Origin of the sequence: Microbacterium sp. MEC084, assembly GCF_004514465.2 — a bacterium.
Classification (GTDB): domain Bacteria; phylum Actinomycetota; class Actinomycetes; order Actinomycetales; family Microbacteriaceae; genus Microbacterium.
On record NZ_MYFP02000005.1, the window covers coordinates 1 to 24,110 of the forward strand.

Genomic DNA, 24,110 nt, shown 5'->3' on the forward strand with positions numbered 1-24,110 from the left:
ATCGCTCGGGACACCGGGCTTCGCGCCCGCGTCGACCTCCCGACGACGATGCCACACCCGCAGCGTCTCCGCGCTCATGCCGAGGAGACCGGCCACATGCCGCACCGCAGACATCAGATTCGAGTGCTCACCGGAGGCCTTGGCCTCATCGAGCATCCGCAGCGCGCGCTCGCGCATCTCGGGAGAGTACTTCCGGTTCATCGCGTTCCATCCTTGCTTCAAGAACGGAACGAAACCCAGGCCGATTCAGTTGCCTACGAGGTTCGTTGGCGCAACGCCGCCCGAAAGTTCCAGCAGAAGACCTTCACCGTCAAGCGTGAGGCGGAGCGGTCGCGTTGCGGGTGGAGAACGAGCTTGCAGACGGCAACTCGACGGATGCGCTGGTGAAGAACACGAAGACCTTCCGCGAGGTCGCGGAGGTCATGCAAGCGGCCCACGCGCACACGCTGAAGCCCAAGACGCGGCGGGACAACGCCGCGACCTACGCCCTGCACATCTATCCGACGTTCGGACACCGGCGCATCAACGCGATCACGACGATGGACATTGAGGCATGGCTGGCGGCACAGCGCTCGGCAGTCAAGCCCCGCCCGAAGAACGCGCCGGAGGATGCACCCGACGAGCACTACTCGCAGTCGTCCATCCGCACCCGGTACGTAGCGCTGTCGTCGGTGTTCAAGTACGCCTTGCAGTTGCGACTCATCTCGTCGGATCCGTGCGGCCCGGTGCGCATCCCGAAGGTGCAGCACCACGAGCTGACCTTCCTGACACCCGAGCAGGTCGCCGCAGTGGTCGAGCACTTCGCTGACACGCCGCCGGACGGGCTCATCATCCTCACCGCCGCCTACACCGGTCTGCGCGCCGGGGAGCTGGAAGGACTGCGCATCCGCGACGTGAATCTATTCGCTCGATCGCCGTTCATCCACGTTCAGCGGCAGGCGCAGTACTCGCCCCGAGAGGGCTGGCAGTACATCACTCCGAAGTCAGCCAAGTCGATCCGCAAGGTGCCGCTGAATCGCACTCTCGCGGAGCGACTACGCGAGCACATCGCACAGCACCCACACCGCAACGACCCCGACGCGATGCTGTGGCCAGGACGCCGCCGCGGGGGCCACGGCAAGACCCGCGGCGCGCTCGACTACTCGGTGCAGTTCAACCACGACAACCTGTACCGGAAGCACTTCCTCCCGGCGCTGGCTGTCCTGGGCATCCCGGCAGTGCGCTGGCACGACCTACGGCACTTCTACGCGAGCGCGTGTGCCGCCGCGGGCATCCCCATCGAGCGCGCCGCAAAGTACATGGGCCACGAGGACATCGCGACGATGTACAAGCACTACCTGCACCTGTTCAACGACAGCCACACCGACGACATGGATCGCCTTGACGCGGTCGCGGTACGTCCTGTGTGGCTGACCCGCAAGGGCGACAACGCGCAGGACCTCGCCTTGTCGCGTTAGCGCAGACCTGCAGCATCCAGTTTCCGGAGGAGGACGGAGGCCAACGCGAGGTGGTCGAGGCAAGTATCGGGATCGTCAGGAATGTCGACCTCGTGGCCTCGCGGGTTGCGGATTCCGGACTGCGCACCCGCAAACATGTACCTATATCCGAACTGCTCGTCACGGTCCGAGTCGGTCGCGCGTCCATTGACCGCCAGCAGCGGCTCGTTCTCGTCGAACGCCTTCATCATCAACGCGTTTCCTGTGAGCCTGCGTAAGCCGCTCAGACGCTTGACTTCCTGCTCGATGAACTTGAACGCGGTGAAGGTCGCGTCATCGAAGTAGCCATCATCGAATTGGCGGCGCACCTTACCCGGAAGGTCGGGATGGACGTTTCGGACCTCGAAGGGGTGAAGATCCGAGGAACTCTCTGGGACCTCAATGGCAGTCGCAGGATAGGAGCGCGCCAGCTGCTCGAGACCTTCGAGGTTCACGCCGGGTACAAGTGCTTCCGGATACTGGCGAACATCGCGTCGTACTCATCCGCCGTCGCACCCACGGGAACATTGATCTCGATGCGTACTGACAGTCCGATCGGGCCGTCGGAGCGGTTGGCATGCTCTTTCTCGGTGTTGCTCGTGCCCCCATGAGAGACAGCCTTGCGGGATGAGGTCGCGTCCGCTGCTGAGGAGTCTCTTGTGGCCTTCGGTTTCGCGGCACGAGTTGAACTCTTCGGCGTCGGCTTAGCGTCAAACGGCGTACCGCGTCCCGTTAGTCCGGCGAGCGCGAGGAACGTCGATGCTTGCCGCTGACCGATGAGCTCGGTGGTCTTGTCGACCATTCGGAACCAATGGGCCAAGTCGTCCCGGCTCGCAGTCCATGCATCGGGGCCAAGTTCCTCAAAGACGGGGGCGTAAGCCCTCGACACGATCTCACTGAGGCCCGCCCGAAAGTGGTCTTCGTTCCCAAAGAACGCGTTCGCCGCCTCCTCGACCTTGACGCCCTCGTCGTCAATCAGTCCGATAAACCGGAGGATGTTGATCAGGTAGGACTCGTTGCCCGGTGCAATCTTCATACGCTTCAGGTACGCAGCGTCGACGGCGTTCGGAAAGGAGCGTCTGAACTGTTCGACCGCCTTGACCAGTCCACCGATCGACGAGATATACGGGTAAGTGTTAGCCAAGGTCGTCCTCCATCGCGCAGTCCCCGTATTCTCCTGATGGCCCGCAACATTGCCCGCGTGACACGCCGCCGCGTGCTAGGACCGAGGGGATTCGGAGGGGCCAGTCACTCGCGCACTGCGCAGATCAGCCACTGCGCAAACGAGAAAACCCCCGCCTGAGCGGGGGTTTTCTTGAAGCTGGGGTACCTGGACTCGAACCAAGAACAACTGAACCAGAATCAGCCGTGTTGCCAATTACACCATACCCCAAGGGCGTCCGGCCGAAGCCGTACCGAGGGTCTAGCTTACCCGACAGCTCGGGAGCGGCCAAACCGGACGCCGCACCATGGCGTGTCGCGTCAGGAGAGCTCCTCCACGAGCGCCACGAGGCGGCGGATGGACTCGGCCTTGCCGAGCAGCTCCATCGACTCGAACAGGGGCGGCGAGACGCGGCGGCCGGAGATCGCGACGCGCGGCGGACCGTACGCGACGCGCGGCTTGAGGCCCAGGCCGTCGATCAGGGCGGCGGACAGGGCCGCCTGGATCGCCTCGGTCTGGAAGCCCTCCTCGGGCACCTCCTCGAGCGCCGACGCACAGGCCTTCAGCACCTCGACGGCGTTCTCGGGCAGCCCGGCGCGCGCGTCCTCGTCATAGGTGACGTACTCGGCGAACAGGAACCCGAGCAGACCCGGGGCGTCGCCGAGGAGCGGCAGGCGCTCCTGGATCAGCGGGGCCGCCTTGGAGATCAGCTCGCGCTCCGCGTCGGTGGGCGTCTCCCCCACCACGCCCGCCTTCACGAGGTAGGGCGTGATGCGCTCGGCGAAGTCCGCCGGCTCGAGCATCCGGATGTGGTCGCCGTTGATCGACTCGGCCTTCTTCTGGTCGAAGCGGGCCGGGTTCGGGTTGACGTCGGCGATGTCGAACGCCGCGATGAACTCGTCGAGCGAGAACACGTCGCGATCGGGGCCGATCGACCAGCCCAGCAGCGCCAGGTAGTTCAGCAGGCCCTCGTGGATGAAGCCCTTCTCGCGCTGCAGGAACAGGTCGGCGCGCGGGTCGCGCTTCGACAGCTTCTTGGTGCCGTCGCCGAGCACGAGCGGCATGTGCCCGAAGCGCGGGATGAAGCTGGTCACGCCGGCGTCGATCAGCGCGCGGTAGAGCACGAGCTGACGAGCGGTCGAGGGCATCAGGTCCTCGCCGCGCAGCACGTGCGTGATGCCCATCAGCGCGTCGTCGACCGGGTTCACGAACGTGTAGAGCGGCACGCCGTTGGGACGCACGATCACGAAGTCCGGGAACGACCCGGCCGGGAAGGTGACCTCGCCGCGGATCAGGTCGACGAACGTGAGGTCCTCGTCGTCCGGCACGCGCAGGCGCAGCGCGGGCTGGCGGCCCTCGGCGCGGAAGGCGGCCTTCTGCTCCTCGGTGAGGTCGCGGTCGAAGTTGTCGTAGCCGAGCTGCTTCGCGCGGCCGTTGGCCTCGTTGCGCGCGTCGATCTCCTCGGCGGTCGAGAAGCTCTCGTACACGGCGCCGCTCGCGATCAGCTTGTCGAGCACCTCGCGGTAGATGTCGTGCCGCTGCGACTGGCGGTACGGCGCGTGCGGGCCGCCGACCTCGACGCCCTCGTCCCAGTCGATGTGCAGCCAGCGGAGCGCGTCGAGCAGCTGCTGGTAGCTCTCCTCGCTGTCGCGCGCGGCATCCGTGTCCTCGATGCGGAACACGAGCTTGCCGCCGTGGTGGCGCGCGTAGGCCCAGTTGAACAGGGCGGTGCGGATCAGGCCGACGTGCGGCAGTCCCGTGGGCGAGGGGCAGAAGCGCACGCGGACGTCGGCGCCGGTGGCCGTCGTGGTGCGGGGATCGGGTGCAGAAGACATCGCCCACCAGTCTAGTTCCGGCGCGCCGCCCCGCCCGCGCGGCCGCGGACCCGGGTCAGCGCCGCCCGAGCGGCGACAGCAGTGTGGTCGCGGCGACCACCCCGAGCGCGAACAGCGCCAGCGCGCCGTAGCCGAGCCAGCCGAGCACGAGCCCCGCGAGCACGGCGCCCACGGCGGCCGACGCGGTGTCGCTGACCCCCTGCCGCTTCGGGCGCAGGGCGACGGGCGTGCTCTCGGTGAGGAGGGACGATCCGGCGACGGTCGAGGCGCTCCATCCGAGCCCGAGCAGGACGAGCGCCACGACGACCGCCGCCTGCACGTCGGACCACACGGCGGCGGTGAGCAGCGACGCGGCGAACAGCCCCTGCCCGATCAGCACGGTCTGCACGCGGCCGAGTCGGTCGGCGAGCGCGCCGAACAGCGGCGAGGCCCCGTACATCCCGAGCACGTGCAGCGCGATCGTCGTGCCGACGAGCAACGTGACGTCCGTGGTCGCCGCGCCGTGGCCGATGTGCGCGAGGTGCGACAGGTGCACGGGGGTCATGGCCATGACCGAGGCCATGACGACGTGCGAGGCCGCGGTCGCGAACACCGCGTACCGCGCCGCGATCGGGCGGTCGACCTCGGCCGCCACCGGCCCGGCCGAGACGGCGGCCCGCGCGATCCGCTGCGCGACGCGCAGCGGATCGGGCCGCAGGGCGACCAGGTACAGGATGAGCGCCGCGAGCTGCGCGACGATCGAGAACAGATAGGCCCCGGTGAGGCGCGGCATGCCGATCACCCCGCCGAGCATCTCCCCCGGCGTCAGCATCAAGGGCCCGAGGACGCCGCCTACCGTCGTTGCCCTCACCACCGTGCCGAGGTCCCGGCCGCGGCGGGCCGGCGCGGCGAGGTCGGTGGCGGCGAACCGCGACTGGAGGTTGCCGGCGTTGCCGGCGCCGATCAGGACGACGCCGACCAGCAGCAGCGGGAAGATCCGCATCGCCGCGGCCGTGATCACGGTCGCGATGCCGATCAGGGCGAACACGTTCCGAGCGTCAAGGCGAAGCGGCGCCCGCGCGCCCCCGCAAGCCGGGCGAGCGGGATGGCGCACAGCGCCGCCCCGAGCGTGACCGACGCGGTCGCGAAGCCCGAGAGCGACTCGTCGCCGGAGAGATCGGCCGCGAGCAGCCCTCCCAGCGAGATCGTGGCGCCGAACGCGACGCCGCCGAGCACCTGCCCGGCGGCGAGGACGCGCACGGTGCGCGCCTGGATCCCGGCGACCTCGTCGGTCGTCAGCTCCTCGGTGTCGGCGCGCTCGACCACCGTCAGGCGGCCAGGGCGTCGCGGGCGGTGTTGCGGAGCACGCCGAGGCCGGGGATCTCGACCTCGATCGTGTCGCCCGCCTGGAACGGCCCGACGCCCGCCGGCGTGCCGGTCAGCAGCACGTCGCCGGGCAGCAGCGTGAACGCCGCCGACGCGTACTCGATCAGGAACGGGATGTCGAAGATCATGTCGGTGAACGGCGCGCGCTGCCTCTCCTCGCCGTTGAGCCGCGTGATGACCTCGCCCTGCGTGTAGTCGAAGTCGGTCTCGATCGCCGGCCCGAGCGGGCAGAACGTGTCGAAGCCCTTGGCGCGCGCCCACTGGCCATCCGGCTTCTGCAGGTCGCGGGCCGTGACGTCGTTCGCAATCGTGTACCCGAACACGTAATCGAGCGCGTCCGCGGCCTTGACGTTCTTGGCGATCCGGCCGATCACGACGGCGAGCTCGCCCTCCCACTGCGTGTCCTGCGTCTGCACCGGGCGCACGATCGCGTCGCCCGGGCCGATCACCGAGGTGTTCGGCTTGAAGAACAGCATCGGCTGCTTCGGCACCTCGTTGCCGAGCTCGGCGGCGTGGTCGCGGTAGTTGCGGCCGACGCACACGACCTTCGAGCGCGGGATGACCGGCGCGAGCAGTGCGGCGTCGCCCAGCGGCACGCGCTCGCCGGTCGTCTCGTACCCCGCGAACATCGGATCGCCCGCCAGGACGACGAGCTCGGTGCCGTCCAGGATGCCGAAGCGGATGGTGTCGTGGTGGCTGAACCGCGCGATCTTCACCGCTTCAGCCTAGCCACGGGTCTCAGTCGTCGAGGCGGTAGAGCCAGCCCTTCGTGTCCTCGCGGCGGCCGTACTGGATGTCCGTGAGCTCCTGGCGCAGCGACAGCGCGAGCTCGCCGACCGGCTGCTCGTCCTCGAAGCCCTCGCCCTTCAGCAGGCCGATCGGGGTGATGACGGCCGCCGTGCCGCACGCGAACACCTCGGTGATGTCGCCCGAGGCCACGCCGTCGCGCCACTCGGCGAGCGACACGGGGCGCTGCTCGACCGTCAGGCCGCGGTCCCGCGCCAGCTCGAGGATCGAATTGCGGGTGATGCCGTCGAGGATGCTGTCCGAGGCGGGCGTCACGAGCGTGCCGTCCTTCTTCACGAACAGGATGTTCATGCCGCCGAGCTCCTCGATGTTGCCGTCGGAGTCGAGGAACACCACCTGGTCGCAGCCCTGGCCGTAGGCCTCGGCCTGCGGCAGCAGGCTCGCGGCGTAGTTGCCGCCGGTCTTCGCGGCGCCGGTGCCGCCCTTGGCGGCGCGCTGGTACTTCTCCGAGAGCCAGATCTTCACGGGCTTCACGCCACCCGGGAAGTACGAGCCCGCCGGGCTGGCGATCACGTAGTACGCGACCTTGTGCGCCGGGCGCACGCCCAGGAACGCCTCCTTCGCGAACATGAACGGCCGCAGGTACAGGCTCTGGTCCTCGCCCGACGGCACCCACGCGCCGTCGACCGCGATCAGCTCGCGAAGCGACTGCAGGAAGTGCTCGACCGGCAGCTCGGGCAGCGCCAGGCGGCGCGCGCTGCGCTGCAGCCGGAGCGCGTTCTGGTCGGGCCGGAACGTATAGACGGCGCCGTCGGCGTGGCGGTACGCCTTGATGCCCTCGAAGATCTCCTGGCCGTAGTGCAGGACGGCCGCGGCCGGGTCCAGGCTGATGGGTCCGTACGGCTGCACGCGCGGGCGGTGCCATCCGCCCTTGGCCGACCAGCAGATGTCGACCATGTGATCCGTGAAGTGCGTGCCGAAGCCGGGATCCTTCAGGACCTCCTCGCGCTGGGCCGAGGACTTCGCGGCCAGGTTCTTCGTGACCGCGAACTCGAGCGGCGCGACGCCGGCGTCGGTCTGAGCGGTGGTCGTGGTGGTGTCGGTCATCACTGGTCCTGTCTCCGGGGCTCGGCCCCAGGTTACGCCCGCAGCCGGGCGGCGATGGCGTCGCCGATCTGCGTCGTCGTGCGTGGCGAGCCGTCTCGCTCGCTGATGTCGTCTTCGATCGCGCGCGTGACGCGATCCGCCTCTTCGCGAAGCCCGAGGTGGTCGAGCAGCAGGGCGATGGATCCGATGGCGGCCGTGGGGTCCGCCTTGCCCGTGCCGGCGATGTCCGGCGCCGAGCCGTGGACGGGCTCGAACATCGACGGGAACGCGCCGCTCGGGTTGATGTTCCCCGACGCGGCGAGGCCGATTCCGCCGGTGACGGCGCCGGCCAGGTCGGTGAGGATGTCGCCGAAGAGGTTGTCGGTGACGATGACGTCGAAGCGCCCGGGGTTCGTGACCAGGAAGATGGTGGCCGCGTCGACGTGCAGATAGTCTACGGCGACCTCGGGATGGCCAATCGCCACCTCCTGGACCGTGCGCTGCCACAGCGAGCCGGCGTTCACGAGCACGTTCGTCTTGTGCACGAGCGTCAGCCTCTTGGAGCGGCGCTCCGCGAGCTCGAACGCGTAGCGCACCACGCGCTCGACGCCGTACGCCGTGTTGACGCTGGTCTCGTTCGCGACCTCGTGCGGGGTGCCCTTGCGGATCGACCCGCCGTTGCCGACGTAGGGTCCCTCCGTGCCCTCGCGCACCACGACGAAGTCGATGTCGCCGGGGTCGGCGAGGGGCCCCGGCTGACCGGGGTAGAGCTTCGAGGGGCGCAGGTTCACGTAGTGGTCGAGCTCGAAGCGCAGCTTCAGCAGCAGCCCCCGCTCGATGTTCGCGTCCTTCAGGCGCGGGTCGCCGGGGACGCCGCCCACCGCGCCGAGCAGGATGGCGTCGTGGGCCTTGATCGCGTCGAGGTCCTCGTCGGTCAGGGTGTCGCCGGTCTCGAGGTACCGACCGGCGCCGAGCGAGAACCGGGTCTTCTCGAACGAGACGCCGGATCCGGCGGTGACGGCGTCGAGCGCCTTCTCGGCCTCGGCGACGACCTCGGGACCGATCCCGTCGCCGGGGATGACGGCCAGCTTCACGACACGCGACATTGCTCTCCTTCTGGATCCGCCGCGGCCGGCGCGGTCAGGGTCGCGCGGCTCCTCGGCGTCCTCCCAGCGTAATGGCGGCGATGACCCCGCTCAGCACGACCAGGGCCGCGCCGATCAGCGACGTCACCGCGACGCCGCCGTCGAACGCGTCCGCCGCGGCCGCGCGCAGCGCGCCCCCGACCTCTCCCCCGAGCTCGTCGGCGGCGTTCATGGCGCCCGCGAGCGTCTCGCGCGCGTGCGCGGCGAGCCCATCCGGGACCCCGGCGGGCACGACGAGGCTCGACCGGTACCCGGCGGTCAGGATGCCGCCCAGGATCGAGGTGCCCAGCACCGCACCCAGCTCATACGCCGTTTCGGACACGGCGCTGGCCGCCCCGGCCTTCGCGGCGGGCGCGTTGGCGAGGATGAGCTCGCCCGACACGGTCTCGGTGGCGCCGATGCCCGCGCCGAGCAGCGCGAACGCGACCACGATGAGCCACAGGTCGTGCGCGCCCGCGAGCGCGACGATCAGGTACCCGGCCAGTGCGAGCATCAGGCTCGCGGGCACGACGATCGACGCCGGATGCCGGCGCGCGATCGGCGTCACCGCGAGACCGCCCAGGATCGACAGCGCCATGCCCGGCACGAGCGCGAAGCCGGCGGCCATGGGACTCAGGCCCACGCTCAGCTGCAGGTGCTGCGACGCGAAGTACAGGAAGCCGACCAGCGCGATCACGCTGCACAGGTTGACCAGCAGCGAGCCCGAGAACGCCGGGCGGTGGAACAGGGTCAGGTCGAGCATGGGCGCGTCCATCGCCCGCTGGCGCCGCACGAACAGCCACGCGAACAGCGCGCCGACCGCGATGGGCGCGGCGCCGATCGCGCCGTGGACCGCGACCTCCTTGATGCCGTACGCGATGGGCGCGAGCGCGAGCATCGACAGCACGATGCTCGCGCCGTCGACGGGGCCCGGATGCGGATCGCGGCTCTCGCGCACGAACACCGGCGCGAGCACCAGGAGCAGGACGAGCACGGGGACGGCGAGCAGGAACACGCTCTGCCACGGCAGGTGCTCGATCAGGAAGCCGCCGACGATCGGGCCGAGCGCGGCCCCGGCCGAGAACATGCCCGCCCAGATCGCGACGGCGATCCGGCGCTGGTCGCGGTCGGGGAAGATGTCGCGCAGCAGCGACATGGTCGACGGCATGAGCGACGCGCCGAACAGGCCCATGGCGGCGCGCGCGGCGATCAGCCATCCGGCGGTCGGCGCGAACACGGCGAGGACCGACACGACCGTGAAGCCCACCGCGCCGAACAGCAGCATGCGCCGCCGCCCGAGCCGGTCGCCGAGCGATCCCATCGTGACCAGGAGGCCCGCGAGCACCAGCGAGTAGGCGTCGATGATCCAGAGCTGCTCGGCGCTGGACGGCTCGAGATCGCGCGCGATCGCGGGCAGCGCGAAGTTCAGGATCGTGTTGTCGACCGACACCAGCAGCACGGGGAGCATGAGCACCGCCAGCGCGACCCACCCGCGCCAGTCCGCTCGCTGAGCCGTGCCTGTCGACGTCGTCGCCGTGATGGTCATGCCGATCCGCTCCTCGCGCTTTCTATACCGTCCAGATGGTACAGTAATGGCGCACGCCGAGCACCGACTGGGCATGAGAGGGTGGACCGCATGAGCCGTCCCCCGCACGCCCGCGAGAAGGTGCTCGACGCCTTCGAGCGCCTGCTGATCACCGAGGGCGAGCGCGCGGCGACGCTCGAGAGCGTGGCGCGCGAGGCCGGGGTCTCGAAGGGCGGCCTGCTCTACCACTTCGGGTCGCGCGAGGCGCTCGAGGAGGGCATGTACGCGCGGCTCCGCATGCTCGCGGCCGAGGACGTCGAGGCGGTGCGCACGGCGCCCGAGGGACCGATCTCGTACTTCCTGTCGACGTCGGGCGACGTGGGGCTGCCCCTCGACCGCGCGATCACGGCGGTCGGCCGCCTCGCGCACGGCGGCAACGCCGCCGCGGCCGCCGAGCTGGCGGCCGTGCGCGCGAGCTGGGGCGAGGCGCTGCGCCCGCACGTGCGCGACGACGCCGCGCTCGACCTCGTGATGCTCGTCAGCGACGGGATCTACGTCAACTCGGCCCTCATGAACGACCTGCCGGGCCCCGTGCCGCGCGGCGAGGCGCTCGCGGCGCTCATCCGGCTCGTCGAGACCGCCGCGCGCGACTGACGCGCGCGGCGGCCCGCGGAGGTCAGTCCTCCGTGATCTCGATCTGCGTGATCAGCGTCGCCTCGATGTCGCGGCCGATCTCGTCGAGCACCTCGTCGGGCACGCGCTGGTCGACCGTCACGATGCTGAGCGCGAGGCCGGCCTGCTCGCGGGCGACCTGCATGCCCTCGATGTTGATGCCGGCGGCGCCGAACTTCTCGCCGTAGATCGCGACGATGCCCGGGCGGTCGCGATAGATCAGCACCACGTGGTGCTTCTCGATCGGCACCTCGATCTCGTAGTTGTTGATCGCGACGATCTTCTGCACCATGCGGGTGCCGGCGAGCGTGCCCGCGACGCTGAGGAGCGTGCCGTCCGAGAGCGTGCCGCGCAGGATCGTGACGTTGCGGTACTCGGGGCTCTCCTCCTCGACGATCATGCGGGTCTCGATCCCGCGCTGCTCGGCGAACAGGGGTGCGTTGACGTACGAGACGGTCTCGCTGACGACGTTGGTCAGGATGCCCTTGAGCGCCGCCAGGCGGTAGACGCTCACGTCGTAGGCGGCGAGCTCGCCGCGCACCTCGATGTCGAGGCTCGTGAGGGCCGACTTGGCGAGGCCCGCGAACACCTGTCCGAGCTTCTCGACGAGCGCGATGCCGGGGCGCACGAAGGGGTCGATCACGCCGCCCGCGACGTTGACCGCGTCGGGCACGAGGTCGCCCTCGAGCGCGAGCTTGACCGACTTGGCGACCGAGACGCCGGCCTTCTCCTGCGCCTCGTCGGTCGAGGCGCCCAGGTGCGGCGTCGCGACGACGTTCGGCAGGCCGGTGAGGCGGGTGTCCGCGGGCGGCTCGCTCGAGAACACGTCGAGGCCGGCACCGGCGATCTCGCCGTCCTTCAGCGCCTGCTCGAGCGCGGCCTCGTCGATCAGGCCGCCGCGCGCGACGTTGATCACGTACGCGGTCGGCTTCATCTTCTTCAGCTGCGCCGTGGAGATCATGCCCGTCGTCTCGGGCGTCTTCGGCATGTGAATCGTGAGGAAGTCCGACTGCTCGAGCACCTCGTCGAGCGAGCCGAGCTCGACGCCCAGCTGCTGCGCGCGCTGCGGCGTGACGTAGGGGTCGTAGGCCATGACGCGCATCCCGAACGCCTGCATCCGCGCCGCGACGAGCGCGCCGATGCGGCCGAGGCCCACCACGCCGAGGGTCTTCTCGTACAGCTCGGTGCCTGTGTACTTGCTGCGCTTCCACTCGCCGCCCGCGAGCGCCGTCGCCGCCGGCGGGATGTGACGCGCGAGGCTCAGGATGTGGCCGCACGTCAGCTCGGCGGCCGAGATGATGTTGGAGGTCGGCGCGTTGACGACCATCACGCCCGCCGTCGTCGCGGCCTTGATGTCGACGTTGTCGAGGCCCACGCCCGCGCGGGCGATCACCTTGAGCTGCGGGGCGCGGCCGATCGCCTCCTCGTCCATCTTCGTGGCCGAGCGGATCAGCACCGCGTTCGCGTCGGCGAGCGCCTCGAACAGCGCCGGCCGGTCGGTGCCGTCCACCGTGCGGATGTCGAAGTCGGGACCGAGCGCCTCGATCGTTGCGGGAGAGAGTTCTTCGGCGATGAGGACGACGGGCTTCGGCACGGGGTCTGGATCCTTCGGTGCGTGCGCGTGGGGCCGCGCGAGTGGGGATGGGCGGTTCGGGTCGGTCCGTTCACACCACGCCGCGGCCGGCCTGCGGGCCCGCCGGGGGCGCGATCGTGCCCCACAACTCTATCGGAGCGGCGCGCGGGCCCAGGACGGCGCCGGGCCCGCCCGCGGTCAGCCGACCGGCAGGACGACCGTCGTGTACGCGATCACGTCGAGCCAGAACACCGCCACCAGCGCGAGCCCCGCGAGCAGCAGGAGCGCGAGCACGGTGAGGCCGCGGCGCCGGCCCAGGCCGAGGGCGAGGCCGAACAGCAGGATCGGCAGGACGATCGCCAGGATCCACACGGTCCAGCCCATCGGCGTGAGCGAGAGACCGGCGACCTCGGCGGCCTGGATCCAGCCGACCAGGTAGCTGACGGCGCTCCACACGGCATACGCGAACAGGAGCGCGAACGCCCCGGCGATCGCGGCGACGGCCCACGTGGGAGCCGTGCGGGCGGCGGTCGTGCGGCTCATCGTCCCATCGCTCCCATCATCACGAACGGCCACGGCACGAGCACCAGCACGCCGACCGCGAGCGCCGCGAACCGGCGCCACTGCGGGCCTCCTCGGGTGAGGACCACGGCCGCGACGAACCAGATGGCCGGGGCGAGCATGCCGAGCCACATGGCGCCCTGCAGCATCACGTCGGCCACCGCGCCGGTGTCGGCCTGCACGCGGTCGCGCAGCCGGAAGCCGCCGAGGGCCCAGCCGACCATGTAGAGCGCGAAGACGCCGCCCAGCACGCCGTATGCCACGAGCGCGGCGCTGCCGAGGGACGGCGCTTCGTCCGACGGGGTGGCCTTCGGCGCGGCGGTCGCCGGCCGGGCGGTCGCCCGCGGCGCATCCGGTGCAGGACGGGCGGCGCGGTCCGCACGCGCGTCGAGCGTGGGGTCGTCGTCGCCCTCCCAGGAGAGCGCATCGTCGTCGCCGGACGTCATGCCGCCAGACTATCGAGCGCCGTCGGCGGCCTCGTCATCGCGATGACGGGCGTCCGCGAACGCGGCCGCGAGCGCGCCGCGCACCGCGGTCACGGCCGGCACCTCTCGCGAAGAAGAGCGGAACGCCAGGAACACCTCGCGGTGCGCCGCGGAGGGCAGGGAGATCCGCCGCACGGGGGCGTCGTCCCCGTCGAACGCGAGCCCGGGCACGAACCCGACGGCGCGTCCCGAAGCGATGAGCCGCACGTGCGCCACGAGGTCGGCGGCCTCGAACCGCACGTCCGGCTCGAAGCCCGCGGCGCGGCACTGCTCCAGCACCCAGGCCCGCGCCTGCGTGCCCTCGGGCTCGACCACCCACGCGGACTCGCGCGCGTCCGCGAGCGAGCGGATGGCGCTGTCCTGCGCGACGACGAGGTCGATCGGGTCGCGCCCCAGCAGCGTGCGCTCCAGCCCCGGGCGGTGCGGGCGCGTGCGGCCGACGTACTGCTCGGCCACGACCACGTCGAGCGAGCCGGCCTCGAGTTCGAACAGCCCCTGCTCGGGCGGCAGCAGGACCATCTCGACGCGCACGTGCGGATGCTCGGCCTCGATCCGCGCGAGCGCGGGCGGCACGAGCGCCATCGCCGCGGTCTGCATCGCCGCGACCCTGACCGTGCTCGGCCCCGGTGCCGTGAGCTCGAGCGCACCCCGGGCCTCCTCCTCCAGGGCCAGCACCCGGGCGGCGTGCGCGGCCACGGTCTCCCCCGCCGGTGTGAGGCGGACGCGCCGGCCGTCGGCGCGCAGAAGCGGCGTCCCGATCTCGCTCTCGAGCTTCGCCAGCTGCTGCGAGACGGTCGACGCGCTGTAGTTCAGCGCCGAGGCGACGGCGGCGATCGTGCCGCGCAGCTGCAGCTCTCGCAGCAGCCGCAGGCGGTGGCTGCTCCAGGTCCCGATCATCGTTCGATGTTATCGAACGGAATCCGTCGCATCCATCCGCTTTTCCCGAACGGTCTGCGCGCCGCACACTGAAGGGATCCATACCCCCGAAAGGCAGTTCAGATGAGCTCCTCCTCCCTCGCCTCGCCGCCCGTCTACAGCGGCGGCGACATCGACGGCGCACTCGCCGAGCAGGCCGTCGCGCAGGTCCGCACCTGGCTCGCCGCCGCCCGCGACGAGAAGGTCGACGCGGCCGCCCGCAACCTGGCCGGCGTCCTGCGCGACCCGCACGGCCTCGAGTTCGCCGTCGGCTTCGTCGACGGCGTCGTCCGCCCCGAGGACCTCAAGGTCGCGGCGCGCAACCTGCAGCGCCTGACGCCCGTCATCCCGAAGTTCCTTCCCGCTCCGCTGCGGGGCCTGATCGCGCTCGGCGGGTTCGCGGCGCCCATCGCGCCCGGCATCGTGGTGCCGATCGCCCGCACCGTGCTGCGCCGGATGGTGCGCCACCTGATCGTGGACGCGCGCGACGAGCGCCTCGGGTCGGCGCTCAGGGCCATCCGCACCGAGGGCGTGCGGCTCAACGTGAACCTGCTCGGCGAGGCCATCCTGGGCGCGCGCGAGGCCGAGAAGCGCCTCGCCGGCACGCGTCGCCTGATCGAGCGCGACGACGTCGACTACGTGTCGATCAAGGTCTCCTCGACGGTCGCGCCGCACAGCCCGTGGGCCTTCGACGACGCCGTCGCCCATGCCGTCGACGCGCTCCTGCCGCTGTACGAGACGGCCCAGCGCAACGGCACGTTCATCAACCTCGACATGGAGGAGTACAAGGACCTCGACCTCACGATCGCGGTCTTCAAGACGATCCTCGAGCGCGAGCGGTTCCGCGGCGTCGAGGCCGGCATCGTGCTGCAGGCCTACCTGCCCGACGCCCTCGCCGCGATGATCGACCTGCAGGAGTGGGCCGCCGCGCGCGTGTCCGCCGGCGGTGCGCCGATCAAGGTGCGCGTCGTGAAGGGCGCCAACCTGCCCATGGAGCAGGTCGACGCCGAGACCCACGGATGGCCGCTCGCCACGTGGCAGAGCAAGGCCCACTCCGACGCGTCGTACAAGGCCGTGCTGGACTACGCGCTGACGCCCGAGCGCACGCGCAACGTGCGCCTCGGCATCGCGGGCCACAACCTGTTCGACGTGGCGCTCGCCAAGCTGCTCGCCGAGCAGCGGGGCATCGACCTGCGCGACGGGTCGATCGAGATCGAGATGCTGCTCGGCATGGCCACCGCCCAGGCGGCGGTCGTGCGCCGCGATGTGGGCTCGCTGCTGCTCTACACGCCGGTCGTGCACCCCGACGAGTTCGACGTCGCGATCGCGTACCTGATCCGCCGGCTCGAGGAGGGCGCGAGCTCCGACAACTTCATGTCGGCCGTGTTCGACCTCGACAGCGACCCCGCGCTGTTCGAGCGCGAGCGCAACCGCTTCCTGCTCTCGATCGCGATGATGCCCGACGAGGTGCCGGGACCGAACCGCGTGCAGGACCGCACGGCCCCGGTCGTCCCGGCCGAAGGCCCGGGCCAGGGCTTCGTCAACGCGCCGGACAGCGACCCCGCGATCGCGGCCAATCGCGCGTGGGCGGACGGCATCCGCTCGCGCATGGCCTCGTCGACGCTCGGTGTCGAGACGCTGAAGGAGCACACGCTCGGCACCGAGGACGAGCTCGAGGCGACCGTCGCGGGCGCGGCGTCTGCGGCCGAGGGCTGGAGCGCCCTGGGCGCCCGGGCCCGCGCCGAGATCCTCTACCGCGTGGGCGACGCGCTCGAGGCCCATCGCGCCGAGCTGCTCGAGGTCATGGGCTCGGAGGCCGGCAAGGTCATCGAGCAGGGCGACCCGGAGGTCTCGGAGGCGATCGACTTCGCGCGCTACTACGCCGAGCAGGCGCTCGCCCTCGACGAGGTCGACGGCGCCCGCTTCGAGCCGGTGCGCCTGACCGTCGTGACGCCGCCGTGGAACTTCCCGGTCGCGATCCCCGCCGGCTCGACGCTCGCCGCCCTGGCGGCCGGGTCGGCGGTCATTCTGAAGCCGGCGCCGCAGGCCGCCCGCTCGGGCGCCGTCCTGGCGGACATCCTGTGGGAGGCCGGCGTCCCGCGCGACGTGCTGCGCCTGGCGCAGGTCGAGGAAGGCTCGCTGGGCCGCCGCCTCGTGGCCCACCCGCGAGTCGACCGGGTCATCCTGACCGGCGCGTACGAGACGGCCGAGCTGTTCCGCTCGTTCCGCCCCGACCTGCCGCTGCTCGCCGAGACGAGCGGCAAGAACGCGATCATCGTGACGCCCAGCGCCGATCTGGACCTCGCCGCCAAGGACGTCGCATACTCGGCATTCGGACACGCCGGTCAGAAGTGCTCGGCCGCGTCGCTGGTCGTGCTGGTCGGCTCGGTCGCGAAGTCCGAGCGCTTCCGCCGTCAGCTGCTGGACGCCGTCGACGGCTACGACGTGGGCCTGCCGTGGCAGGCACCGTCGCGCATCGGCCCGCTCATCTCGCCCGCCGAGGGCAAGCTGCACCGCGCCCTGACCCGCCTCGAGCCGGGCCAGCGCTGGGTCGTCGAGCCCGAGCAGCTGGACGACGAGGGCCGGCTGTGGCGCCCGGGCATCCGCGAGGGCGTGAAGCCCGGCAGCGAGTTCCACATGACCGAGTACTTCGGCCCCGTGCTCGGGATCATGACCGCCGAGACGCTGGACGAGGCGATCGACATCGTGAACGCGGTCGACTACGGGCTCACGTCGGGCCTGCACTCGCTCGACGCCGAGGAGGTCGGGCGCTGGCTCGAGCGCATCCAGGCCGGCAACGTGTACGTCAACCGCGCCACGACCGGCGCCATCGTCGAGCGTCAGCCGTTCGGCGGGTGGAAGCGCTCGGCGATCGGCGCGGGCACCAAGGCCGGCGGCCCGAGCTACCTGTTCGGCCTCGGCACGTTCTCGGACGCGACGGTGCGCGCGGGCGGCGAGCTGGACGCCGACGGCCGCGGCGTGATCGCCGCGGTGGGCGGCGCCCTCGCCGAGGACGAGCGGGCCTGGCTGACCGACGCCCTGCGCACGGACGCCGCCGCGTGGCGCGAGGAGTTCGGCGCGGCGGTCGACGTGCAGGGCCTGCAGTTCGAGCAGAACGTGCTGCGTTACGCCCCTGTCCCGGTGACCGTGCGCGTCGAGGGCGGCCGCGCGGCCGAGCTCGTGCGCGTCGTCGCGGGCGGCATCCGCACGGGCGCCGCGATCACGGTGAGCACGTCTGAGCCGCTCCCCCGCGCGGTGTCGTCGTGGCTCGCGGCCGAGGGCGTCGACGTGTCGGTGGAGGCCGCCGCGTCCTGGGCGGCGCGCGCCGCCGAGCTCGCCGTCACCGGCGGACGCATCCGCCTGATCGGCGGCTCGACCGCCGCGGTGATCGAGGCCACGAACGGCGCGCCTGGCGTGGCGGTCTACGACGGCCCGGTCGTGTCGGCCGGTCGCGTGGAGCTGCTGCCGTTCCTGCACGAGCAGGCGGTCTCGATCTCGGCGCACCGCTTCGGCAACCCGCGCCGCTACGAGGTGCCGGTGCTCGGGGGCCGCTGATCCGACGCACCCCGAGGGGCCGGCCGCCGCATGGCGCCGGCCCCTCGGTCGTACGGGTCGACGTTCGTTCCGAAAACCGGACGGGTGTGAGTGCTGGGGCGCGAGTGATCACATCCGGCACGCAGGCCCCATCCATCCGGTCTCCGGAACGGACGCCGCCGCTCACAGGCCGGATGTGACGGACGTCACCCCCTGAGACGGATGAGGCCGCCCGCGGCTGGATCAGCCTGGGCCCACGGGCCAGAGGCTCCGCGCGTCGCGAATGCGACGTGCGGAGAAGGCCTCGGGGACGGGCGGCCTCGAAAAGTCCGGATGAGGACGGATCAGTCCTCGACCTTGCGCTTGCGCCAGCGGATGCCCGCGTTGATGAGGCCGTCCAGGTCGCCGTCGAAGACGGCCGCCGGGTTGCCGACCTCGAAGCCGGTGCGCAGGTCCTTGACGAGCTGCTGGCCGTAGAGGAAGTAGGAGCGCATCTGGTCGCCCCAGCTCGCCGTGATGGTGCCCGCGAGCTCCTTCTTCTTCGCGGCCTCCTCCTCCTTCTGCAGCAGCAGGAGTCGCGTCTGCAGGACGCGCATGGCGGCCGCGCGGTTCTGGATCTGCGACTTCTCGTTCTGCATCGACACGACGATGCCGGTCGGGAGGTGCGTCAGTCGCACGGCCGAGTCGGTGGTGTTGACCGACTGGCCGCCCGGCCCGGACGAGCGGAAGACGTCGACGCGCAGGTCGCTCTCGGGGATCTCGACCTCCTGCGCCTCCTCCATCACGGGGATGACCTCGACCGCGGCGAAGCTGGTCTGGCGCTTGTCGGCCGAGCCGAACGGGCTGATGCGCGCGAGGCGGTGCGTGCCCGCCTCGACCGACAGGATGCCGTAGGCGTACGGGGCGTCGACCTCGAACGTGGTCGACTTGATGCCCGCGCCCTCGGCATAGGAGGTGTCGAGAACCTTCACGGGGTACTTGTGGCGCTCGGCCCAGCGCAGGTACATGCGCATGAGCATCTCGGCGAAGTCGGTGGCGTCGTCGCCGCCCGCGCCGGAGCGGATGGTCACGACCGCGCCGCGGTCGTCGTACTCGCCGTCCAGCAGCGTCTGCACCTCGAGGTCGCCGATGACCTTCTCGAGATCCGTGATCTCCTTCTTCGCCTCGGCGACCGAGTCCTCGTCGCCCATCTCGTTCGCGAGCTCGACCAGCACCTCGAGGTCGTCGAGGCGGCGCCCGACGCCCTCGACGCGCGAGAGGGCGGACTGGGCGTGGCTGAGGGCGCTCGTCACCTTCTGGGCGTTGGCGGTGTCGTCCCACAGGCCGGGGGCCGCCGCCTCCTCCTCGAGCCGCGCGATCTGGGCGCGCAGCCCGTCGACGTCGACCACCTCTCGGATGTTCGCGAACGTGGTGCGCAGCGCCTGGATCTCGGCGGAAGGATCGTAATCAAGCATGACGCCCCAGCCTATCGCGGCGCGGCCGTGCGCCGCGCGGGACCGGGGCGCTGGCCGGCCCCGTGCGAGACGGGAGTAGCGTGGCAGGAGATGACCAGCGCACCCGATCCCCGGCGCGGCGCGGCCGCGGAGGCCATCCGCCGCTACGCCCCGATGATCTACGGGCCCACGGCGCTGTACTCGGTCGGCCAGGGCGCCATCCTGCCCCTGCTCCCGATCATCGCGAGGGAGCTGGGCGCCGACCTGGCGACCGCGGCGCTCGTGACCGCGATGCTCGTGGTCGGGCAGCTGGTCGGGAACCTTCCCGCGGGCTGGCTCGTGTCGCGCATCGGCGAGCGGCACACCATGACCCTGGCTGCGGCGGTGTCGCTGATCGGGATCGCCGGCATGCTGCTGTCTGGTCACCTCGGCGTGCTGATGCTGTCGGTGCTGCTGATCGGCGTCTGCGCCTCGGCGTTCGCGCTCGCGCGGCACACGTTCATGACCACGCGCGTGCCGCTCGCCTACCGCGCCCGCTCCCTGTCGCTGCTCGGCGGCTCGTTCCGCCTGGGCGCGTTCACCGGGCCGTTCGTGGCGGCCGGCCTGCTCGGCATCTTCGAGAACGAGGAGGCGAGCATCTGGTTCTTCGGCGCCTGCCTGGTCGTGGTGGGTCTGCTGGTGACGTTCGGGCCGGATCCGGAGCAGGCGGCGGATCGCGCGGCGCGCGCCGCCGAGACGCGGCCGACCGAGGAGGAGGACCCCGAGGCGCTGGAGGCCGAGGACACCGGCGAGGCCGTGACCGGCTCCATCCCGACGGCCGAGCGGATCGGCGTGTTCCGCACGATGGCGCGTCACCGGCGGGTCCTCTCGCGCCTGGGCCTCGCGGCCGCGTCGCTGTCGGCCGTGCGGGCCTCCCGTCCCGCCGTGCTGCCGCTGTGGGGCGTGTCGATCGGGCTGGACTCGTCGACCATCGCGCTGGTCGTCGGCATCTCGGGCGCGCTCGACTTCGCGCTGTTCTACGCCAGCGGCCAGGTGATGGACCGCTTCGGCCGGCTCTGGGCGGCCGTGCCCGCGCTGATCCTGATGGGCGGGGCCCTGTTCGCGCTGTCGTTCACGCACGAGCTCGACGCCGCGACGATGTGGTTCGGCGTCTTCGCGACGGTGATCGGCGTCGGCAACGGCCTGTCGAGCGGCATTCTGCTGACGCTCGGCTCCGACATCGCCCCGAAGACCGATCCGGCGCCGTTCCTCGGCGCGTGGCGCACGATCACCGACGCGGGCGGCGCGCTGAGCCCGCTGCTGGTGTCGGGCCTGACCGCCGTCGCCTCGATCTCGGTGGCCGCCGGCGGCATCGGCGCGATCGGCCTGCTGGGCGCCCTCGCGTTCATCCGCTGGGTGCCGCGCTTCGTGCCCACGCCCGGGCGCGACTGACGGTCCGCAGCCGCCCCTCCGCCGCCGGCGGTGCGACGGCGGAGGACACCGGCTCAGCGGACGTCGACGAAGACGGGGTTCGTGTAGAGCCAGGTGTCGGCCCAGGGGTCGCCCTCGTTGTCCGGGTGCGTGATCGGACCGGCGGGGGTCGATCGCCGCGCCGAGGTAGCCGGTCCCCTGTCGCCGGCCGTCGCTGCCGCGCAGCCGGATGTAGAACGGCTCGGCGGCGCGTCCGAGCGGAAGGCGGAGCTCGAAGGTGCCGCGGCGTCCGCTGGTGTCGATCCGCTCGACGACCTTGGTGTCCGGCGCGCGCCAGGAGTCGCGGTCGGCGACCGCGCCCGTCACCGCGCCGCGGATCACGTCGAGGTGCCCGAGCTGCGGCAGGACGCCCTTCGGGTTCGGCCGGCTGGCGGTGCGGACGGTGATGCGGAGCTCGATCCGCTCGCCCCGCGCGGCGGCGAGGCGCCCGCCCAGCGTGACCCCGGGTCCGCGGTCGCCCTCGGCGACGACGCGGACGTCGAGCGCGTCCACGAGGTGGCCGTGATCGACCCAGACGCGCCCGCGACGCAGGGCATCCATGACCTCGAGGTACCCGTGGCGCGCGACGCCGACGTGCGTCCGGCTGAACTCGCCCGGCCAGAAGTCGCTGCCGGGCTGCGGAACGCCGGTGTCGGTCGGGCTCGGCTTCCAGCCGAGGGAGTCGAAGCTCTCGCCGGCGGGCATGTCGCCGTCGCGCCACGTGTCCCAGATCGTGCGGTGGTTGTCGGAGCTGGAGGTGATCGAGAGGCGCCGGGTGCGCCCTCCATGCCGACGCAGATGCCGTCGGCGGCGTCGCGCCAGGCGCGGATCTCGTGCGGCGAGTCGATGCCGAGGCGGGAGGGGTGGTTGGCGAGGACCAGCACGTCGTCGACGAACGACGCGGCCCGCTGCTCGCCGAGCCACTGCAGCGCCGCGACGGCGCGCGCCTCGTTCTCGGGCAGGTCGGCGGCCCAGCCGTTGAGCTTTCCGTCCCAGCGACGCTGGAACTCGCGCAGCAGCTCGACCTCGTTGCGGCCCGGAGCCACCAGGACCGTGCCGTGCTCGGCGGCCGGGATGTACCACTCCAGGCCCTGGAAGATCAGCTGCCGCGGGTTGCGGGCGCGGGCCGCCATGATCTCGGCGTGCTCGGCGGCGGCGCCCTTGGCGGCGTTGCCGTGGTTGCTGTGCTCGGTGAACGCCATCCAGTCGAGGCCGTACTCGGCGCCCTTCCGGGCGAGCTGGTCGAAGTCGTACTTGGCGTCGTGGCTGTACCGCGAGTGCACGTGGTGATCTCCCACGAGCCAGGCGAGCTCGGGATCGCCGCGGCGGGCGCTCGCGGCGGCCGCGGGCGCGGCCAGAGGCAGGACGGTGCTCGCGAGCGCGAGGCCGGCGGCCATGCCGACTCCGCGGAGGAACGAGCGGCGGGATGCGCCCTGCGCGTCGAGGGACGCCTCGGGGATCGCCGGGTCGGCCCAGCGCGGGAGGTGGGTGGGCAGGATGGGGTCGGGCATGGGGGAACTCTCCGGGAGGGTGACGGGCGGAAGGCGCCGGCCGGGGGCGGCCTTGCGACCTTCGCCGATCGGCGTGGCCGCCCGCTGAACGGGCGGGGAACGCGGGGCTTCCTCCGGGCCACGATCACCCGCGACGGCGCCGCTGACCCGCCTCAGTCGAGCGCGTTGCGGCTGGTCGCGGTCGCCTCCAGCGGCACGCCGCCCGGAACGAACGGCGAGAACACCGGCGGATGCCACGCGCCGGCGACCGTGACGCGTGCCGAGGCGCCGTCCGCGGTCCACGCGCCGACCAGCACCGCGTCGCCCGGCGCGACGTCGATCACGGACTGCGCCTGGGTGCGCATCCGGTCGGCGTCCAGCTCGGCGCGCGGCACGCCGCCTTCGAGCGTGAGCGAGAACCCGTCCGCCGCGGCGAGCGCGGCCGCATCGGCGAGCGCGTCGAGCCGCTTCTGCGCGAGATACAGGGACGTGGCGTTCACGCACACCAGGATCAGCGCGATCGCGAGCACGGCGTACCCGAGCGTGAGGGGCAGGATGCTGCCGCTCTCGTCGCCGCGGACGTCGAAGCGCGCCGCCGTCATCCGGCCTCCCAGAAGCGCGACACCTTCTGCACCGCGGTGGCTTCGACCGGGACGACGGCCAGGCGGTCCAGGCCCAGCAGCGGCGGAACCAGCGGCAGCTTGACGGACGCGGTCACCGTGACGAGCACGGTGCCGCCCGGGGCCGGACACGGCCCGGCAGGGCGGCAGCTCACGTCGGCGTCGAAGCTCTGGATGCCGTACCCGCGCGTGACGGATGCGAGCACGGCATCCGGGTCGCCCGCCGCGGGACCGGACGCGATCACGCGGGCGGTGAATCGCGCGGCCGACTCCACTCCCAGCGTCTGGGACTGGATCTGACCCAGCGCGAGCACGAGGTAGGTCAGCGGCACGAGCATCAGCACGCCGACCGTCAGGAACTCCAGCGCCGCCGAGCCCGCATCGTCCGCGATCAGCCTGCGCAGCCGCCGTGCGGCGTCACGGCAGCGATTCGAGCGGCGCACTGGCCGTCACCTCCAGCCCGGCGGGGACTCCGAGGAGTCCGATCAGCGGCAGCGTCGTGCGCACCGTGATCGCGAGCGACGGCACACCCCCGGTCGTGGTCCGCGACACGGCGATGTCCTCGGCGTACTGCGCGCCGACGGCCCGCGAGATCACGAGCCTGGCGCGTTCGGCACCGTCGCCCGGCGCGGCATCGGCGAGCGCCGCATGGTGAGCGCCCTCCACCGCAGCGTCGTGGACGACGTTGCGCACGTAGACCGCGAGGCCCAGTTGCATCACCGCGAGCGTGAGCAGCGTCAGCAGCCCGCCGACCAGCACGAACTCGGCGGGGCCCGAGCCGCGCTCGGCCTCCCCCGCCGGCGCGAAGCCGAGGCTCCGCCCGTGCCAGATGGCGGGCAGCGCGATCACAGTCCGGAGACGCGCGAGATCGCCTGCTCGAACAGCCCCGACAGCGCGGGACCCGCAAGCGCCCAGATCACCACGACCAAGCCGGCCGTCATGAGGGTGATGAGAACCCAGCCGGGGACGTCGCCGCGCTCGTCGTCGCAGAGGTCTCCCCACGCCGTCCGGGCCCGCACGAGCGCCCGCTCCATCAGTCTCTCCATGTCCGTCTCCTTC

The 24,110-nt window shown here is 71.7% G+C and carries 21 protein-coding genes, 1 tRNA gene and 2 pseudogenes; 4 read left to right on the plus strand and 20 right to left on the minus strand.

Going from position 1 to position 24,110, the window contains the following annotated elements:
* A pseudogene (locus tag B5M43_RS06705) lies at positions 1-201 on the minus strand (IS3 family transposase); the annotation flags it as partial.
* 182 nt (positions 202-383) lie between these two features.
* Between B5M43_RS06705 and B5M43_RS06710 the strand changes: the two are divergent.
* Complete coding sequence (locus tag B5M43_RS06710) at positions 384-1,457, plus strand: tyrosine-type recombinase/integrase (protein WP_230667744.1); 1,074 nt, start codon at positions 384-386, stop codon at positions 1,455-1,457.
* Here B5M43_RS06710 and B5M43_RS06715 read toward each other — a convergent pair.
* The 9 genes and pseudogenes from B5M43_RS06715 to B5M43_RS06755 form a co-directional block, all read right to left on the minus strand.
* On the minus strand, positions 1,454-1,930 hold the full coding sequence (locus B5M43_RS06715; RefSeq protein WP_134745874.1) for a TIGR02391 family protein: 477 nt from the start codon (positions 1,928-1,930) through the stop codon (positions 1,454-1,456). The genes B5M43_RS06710 and B5M43_RS06715 overlap by 4 nt on opposite strands.
* Entirely contained in the window at positions 1,927-2,619 is a 693-nt protein-coding gene (locus B5M43_RS06720) for a DUF5343 domain-containing protein (protein ID WP_134745875.1), read from the minus strand. Before B5M43_RS06720 ends, B5M43_RS06715 begins: the two co-directional genes overlap by 4 nt.
* A 177-nt stretch (positions 2,620-2,796) precedes the next feature.
* Positions 2,797-2,868, minus strand: a tRNA-Gln gene (locus tag B5M43_RS06725).
* Between the two features lie 89 nt (positions 2,869-2,957).
* Complete coding sequence (gltX, locus tag B5M43_RS06730; RefSeq protein WP_134745876.1) at positions 2,958-4,472, minus strand: glutamate--tRNA ligase; 1,515 nt, start codon at positions 4,470-4,472, stop codon at positions 2,958-2,960.
* 55 nt (positions 4,473-4,527) lie between these two features.
* Positions 4,528-5,750: pseudogene (locus tag B5M43_RS06735) on the minus strand (MFS transporter).
* Positions 5,751-5,779: 29 nt separating this feature from the next.
* Complete coding sequence (locus B5M43_RS06740) at positions 5,780-6,553, minus strand: fumarylacetoacetate hydrolase family protein (RefSeq protein WP_134745877.1); 774 nt, start codon at positions 6,551-6,553, stop codon at positions 5,780-5,782.
* A 22-nt stretch (positions 6,554-6,575) separates the two neighbouring features.
* Positions 6,576-7,691 carry a branched-chain amino acid aminotransferase gene (locus B5M43_RS06745; RefSeq protein ID WP_134745878.1) on the minus strand — a complete coding sequence of 372 codons (1,116 nt, stop codon included), beginning with the start codon at positions 7,689-7,691 and terminating at the stop codon, positions 6,576-6,578.
* Between the two features lie 32 nt (positions 7,692-7,723).
* Positions 7,724-8,776, minus strand: a complete 1,053-nt coding sequence (locus tag B5M43_RS06750) for a 3-isopropylmalate dehydrogenase (RefSeq protein WP_055991950.1) — start codon at positions 8,774-8,776, stop codon at positions 7,724-7,726.
* A 34-nt stretch (positions 8,777-8,810) separates the two neighbouring features.
* The gene (locus B5M43_RS06755) at positions 8,811-10,340 is read right to left on the minus strand and encodes an MFS transporter (protein WP_134745879.1); all 1,530 of its coding nucleotides are present in this window, start codon (positions 10,338-10,340) and stop codon (positions 8,811-8,813) included.
* A 90-nt stretch (positions 10,341-10,430) separates the two neighbouring features.
* Here B5M43_RS06755 and B5M43_RS06760 point away from each other — a divergent pair, with 90 nt between their 5' ends.
* Positions 10,431-10,973 carry a TetR/AcrR family transcriptional regulator gene (locus B5M43_RS06760; RefSeq protein WP_055991945.1) on the plus strand — a complete coding sequence of 181 codons (543 nt, stop codon included), beginning with the start codon at positions 10,431-10,433 and terminating at the stop codon, positions 10,971-10,973.
* Between the two features lie 22 nt (positions 10,974-10,995).
* On the opposite strand, the gene serA is transcribed toward B5M43_RS06760, so the two are convergent.
* From serA to B5M43_RS06780, 4 genes are all read right to left on the minus strand, one after another.
* Positions 10,996-12,585, minus strand: coding sequence for a phosphoglycerate dehydrogenase (gene serA / locus B5M43_RS06765; protein ID WP_055991942.1), 1,590 nt, complete (start codon positions 12,583-12,585; stop codon positions 10,996-10,998).
* Between the two features lie 177 nt (positions 12,586-12,762).
* Positions 12,763-13,107: a hypothetical protein gene (locus B5M43_RS06770; protein ID WP_055991939.1), complete on the minus strand. Its 345-nt coding sequence runs from the start codon at positions 13,105-13,107 to the stop codon at positions 12,763-12,765.
* Positions 13,104-13,571, minus strand: coding sequence for a hypothetical protein (locus B5M43_RS06775; protein WP_055991936.1), 468 nt, complete (start codon positions 13,569-13,571; stop codon positions 13,104-13,106). The genes B5M43_RS06770 and B5M43_RS06775 overlap by 4 nt, the downstream gene beginning before the upstream one ends.
* Positions 13,572-13,580: 9 nt before the next feature.
* Complete coding sequence (locus B5M43_RS06780) at positions 13,581-14,507, minus strand: LysR family transcriptional regulator (RefSeq protein ID WP_134745882.1); 927 nt, start codon at positions 14,505-14,507, stop codon at positions 13,581-13,583.
* 102 nt (positions 14,508-14,609) lie between these two features.
* Here B5M43_RS06780 and B5M43_RS06785 point away from each other — a divergent pair, with 102 nt between their 5' ends.
* Complete coding sequence (locus tag B5M43_RS06785) at positions 14,610-18,080, plus strand: bifunctional proline dehydrogenase/L-glutamate gamma-semialdehyde dehydrogenase (RefSeq protein WP_134745883.1); 3,471 nt, start codon at positions 14,610-14,612, stop codon at positions 18,078-18,080.
* A gap of 323 nt (positions 18,081-18,403) precedes the next feature.
* Here B5M43_RS06785 and prfB read toward each other — a convergent pair whose 3' ends face one another.
* On the minus strand, positions 18,404-19,513 hold the full coding sequence (gene prfB / locus B5M43_RS06790; RefSeq protein WP_134745884.1) for a peptide chain release factor 2: 1,110 nt from the start codon (positions 19,511-19,513) through the stop codon (positions 18,404-18,406).
* A 90-nt stretch (positions 19,514-19,603) separates the two neighbouring features.
* On the opposite strand from prfB, the gene B5M43_RS06795 reads away from it, so the two are divergent.
* The gene (locus B5M43_RS06795; protein WP_230667746.1) at positions 19,604-20,923 is read left to right on the plus strand and encodes an MFS transporter; all 1,320 of its coding nucleotides are present in this window, start codon (positions 19,604-19,606) and stop codon (positions 20,921-20,923) included.
* Between the two features lie 356 nt (positions 20,924-21,279).
* Here B5M43_RS06795 and B5M43_RS06800 read toward each other — a convergent pair whose 3' ends face one another.
* From B5M43_RS06800 to B5M43_RS06820, 5 genes are all read right to left on the minus strand, one after another.
* Positions 21,280-22,452: a PHP domain-containing protein gene (locus tag B5M43_RS06800; protein ID WP_205829493.1), complete on the minus strand. Its 1,173-nt coding sequence runs from the start codon at positions 22,450-22,452 to the stop codon at positions 21,280-21,282.
* Between the two features lie 152 nt (positions 22,453-22,604).
* Complete coding sequence (locus tag B5M43_RS06805; protein WP_134745885.1) at positions 22,605-23,033, minus strand: pilus assembly protein TadG-related protein; 429 nt, start codon at positions 23,031-23,033, stop codon at positions 22,605-22,607.
* Positions 23,030-23,494 (minus strand): TadE family protein, encoded by a 465-nt coding sequence (locus tag B5M43_RS06810; RefSeq protein ID WP_134745886.1) that lies wholly within the window; start codon positions 23,492-23,494, stop codon positions 23,030-23,032. The genes B5M43_RS06805 and B5M43_RS06810 overlap by 4 nt, the downstream gene beginning before the upstream one ends.
* Positions 23,469-23,897 (minus strand): TadE/TadG family type IV pilus assembly protein, encoded by a 429-nt coding sequence (locus B5M43_RS06815; protein WP_374198159.1) that lies wholly within the window; start codon positions 23,895-23,897, stop codon positions 23,469-23,471. The genes B5M43_RS06810 and B5M43_RS06815 overlap by 26 nt, the downstream gene beginning before the upstream one ends.
* Positions 23,897-24,085, minus strand: coding sequence for a hypothetical protein (locus tag B5M43_RS06820; protein WP_055992022.1), 189 nt, complete (start codon positions 24,083-24,085; stop codon positions 23,897-23,899). The genes B5M43_RS06815 and B5M43_RS06820 overlap by 1 nt, the downstream gene beginning before the upstream one ends.
* Positions 24,086-24,110: the final 25 nt, after the last annotated feature.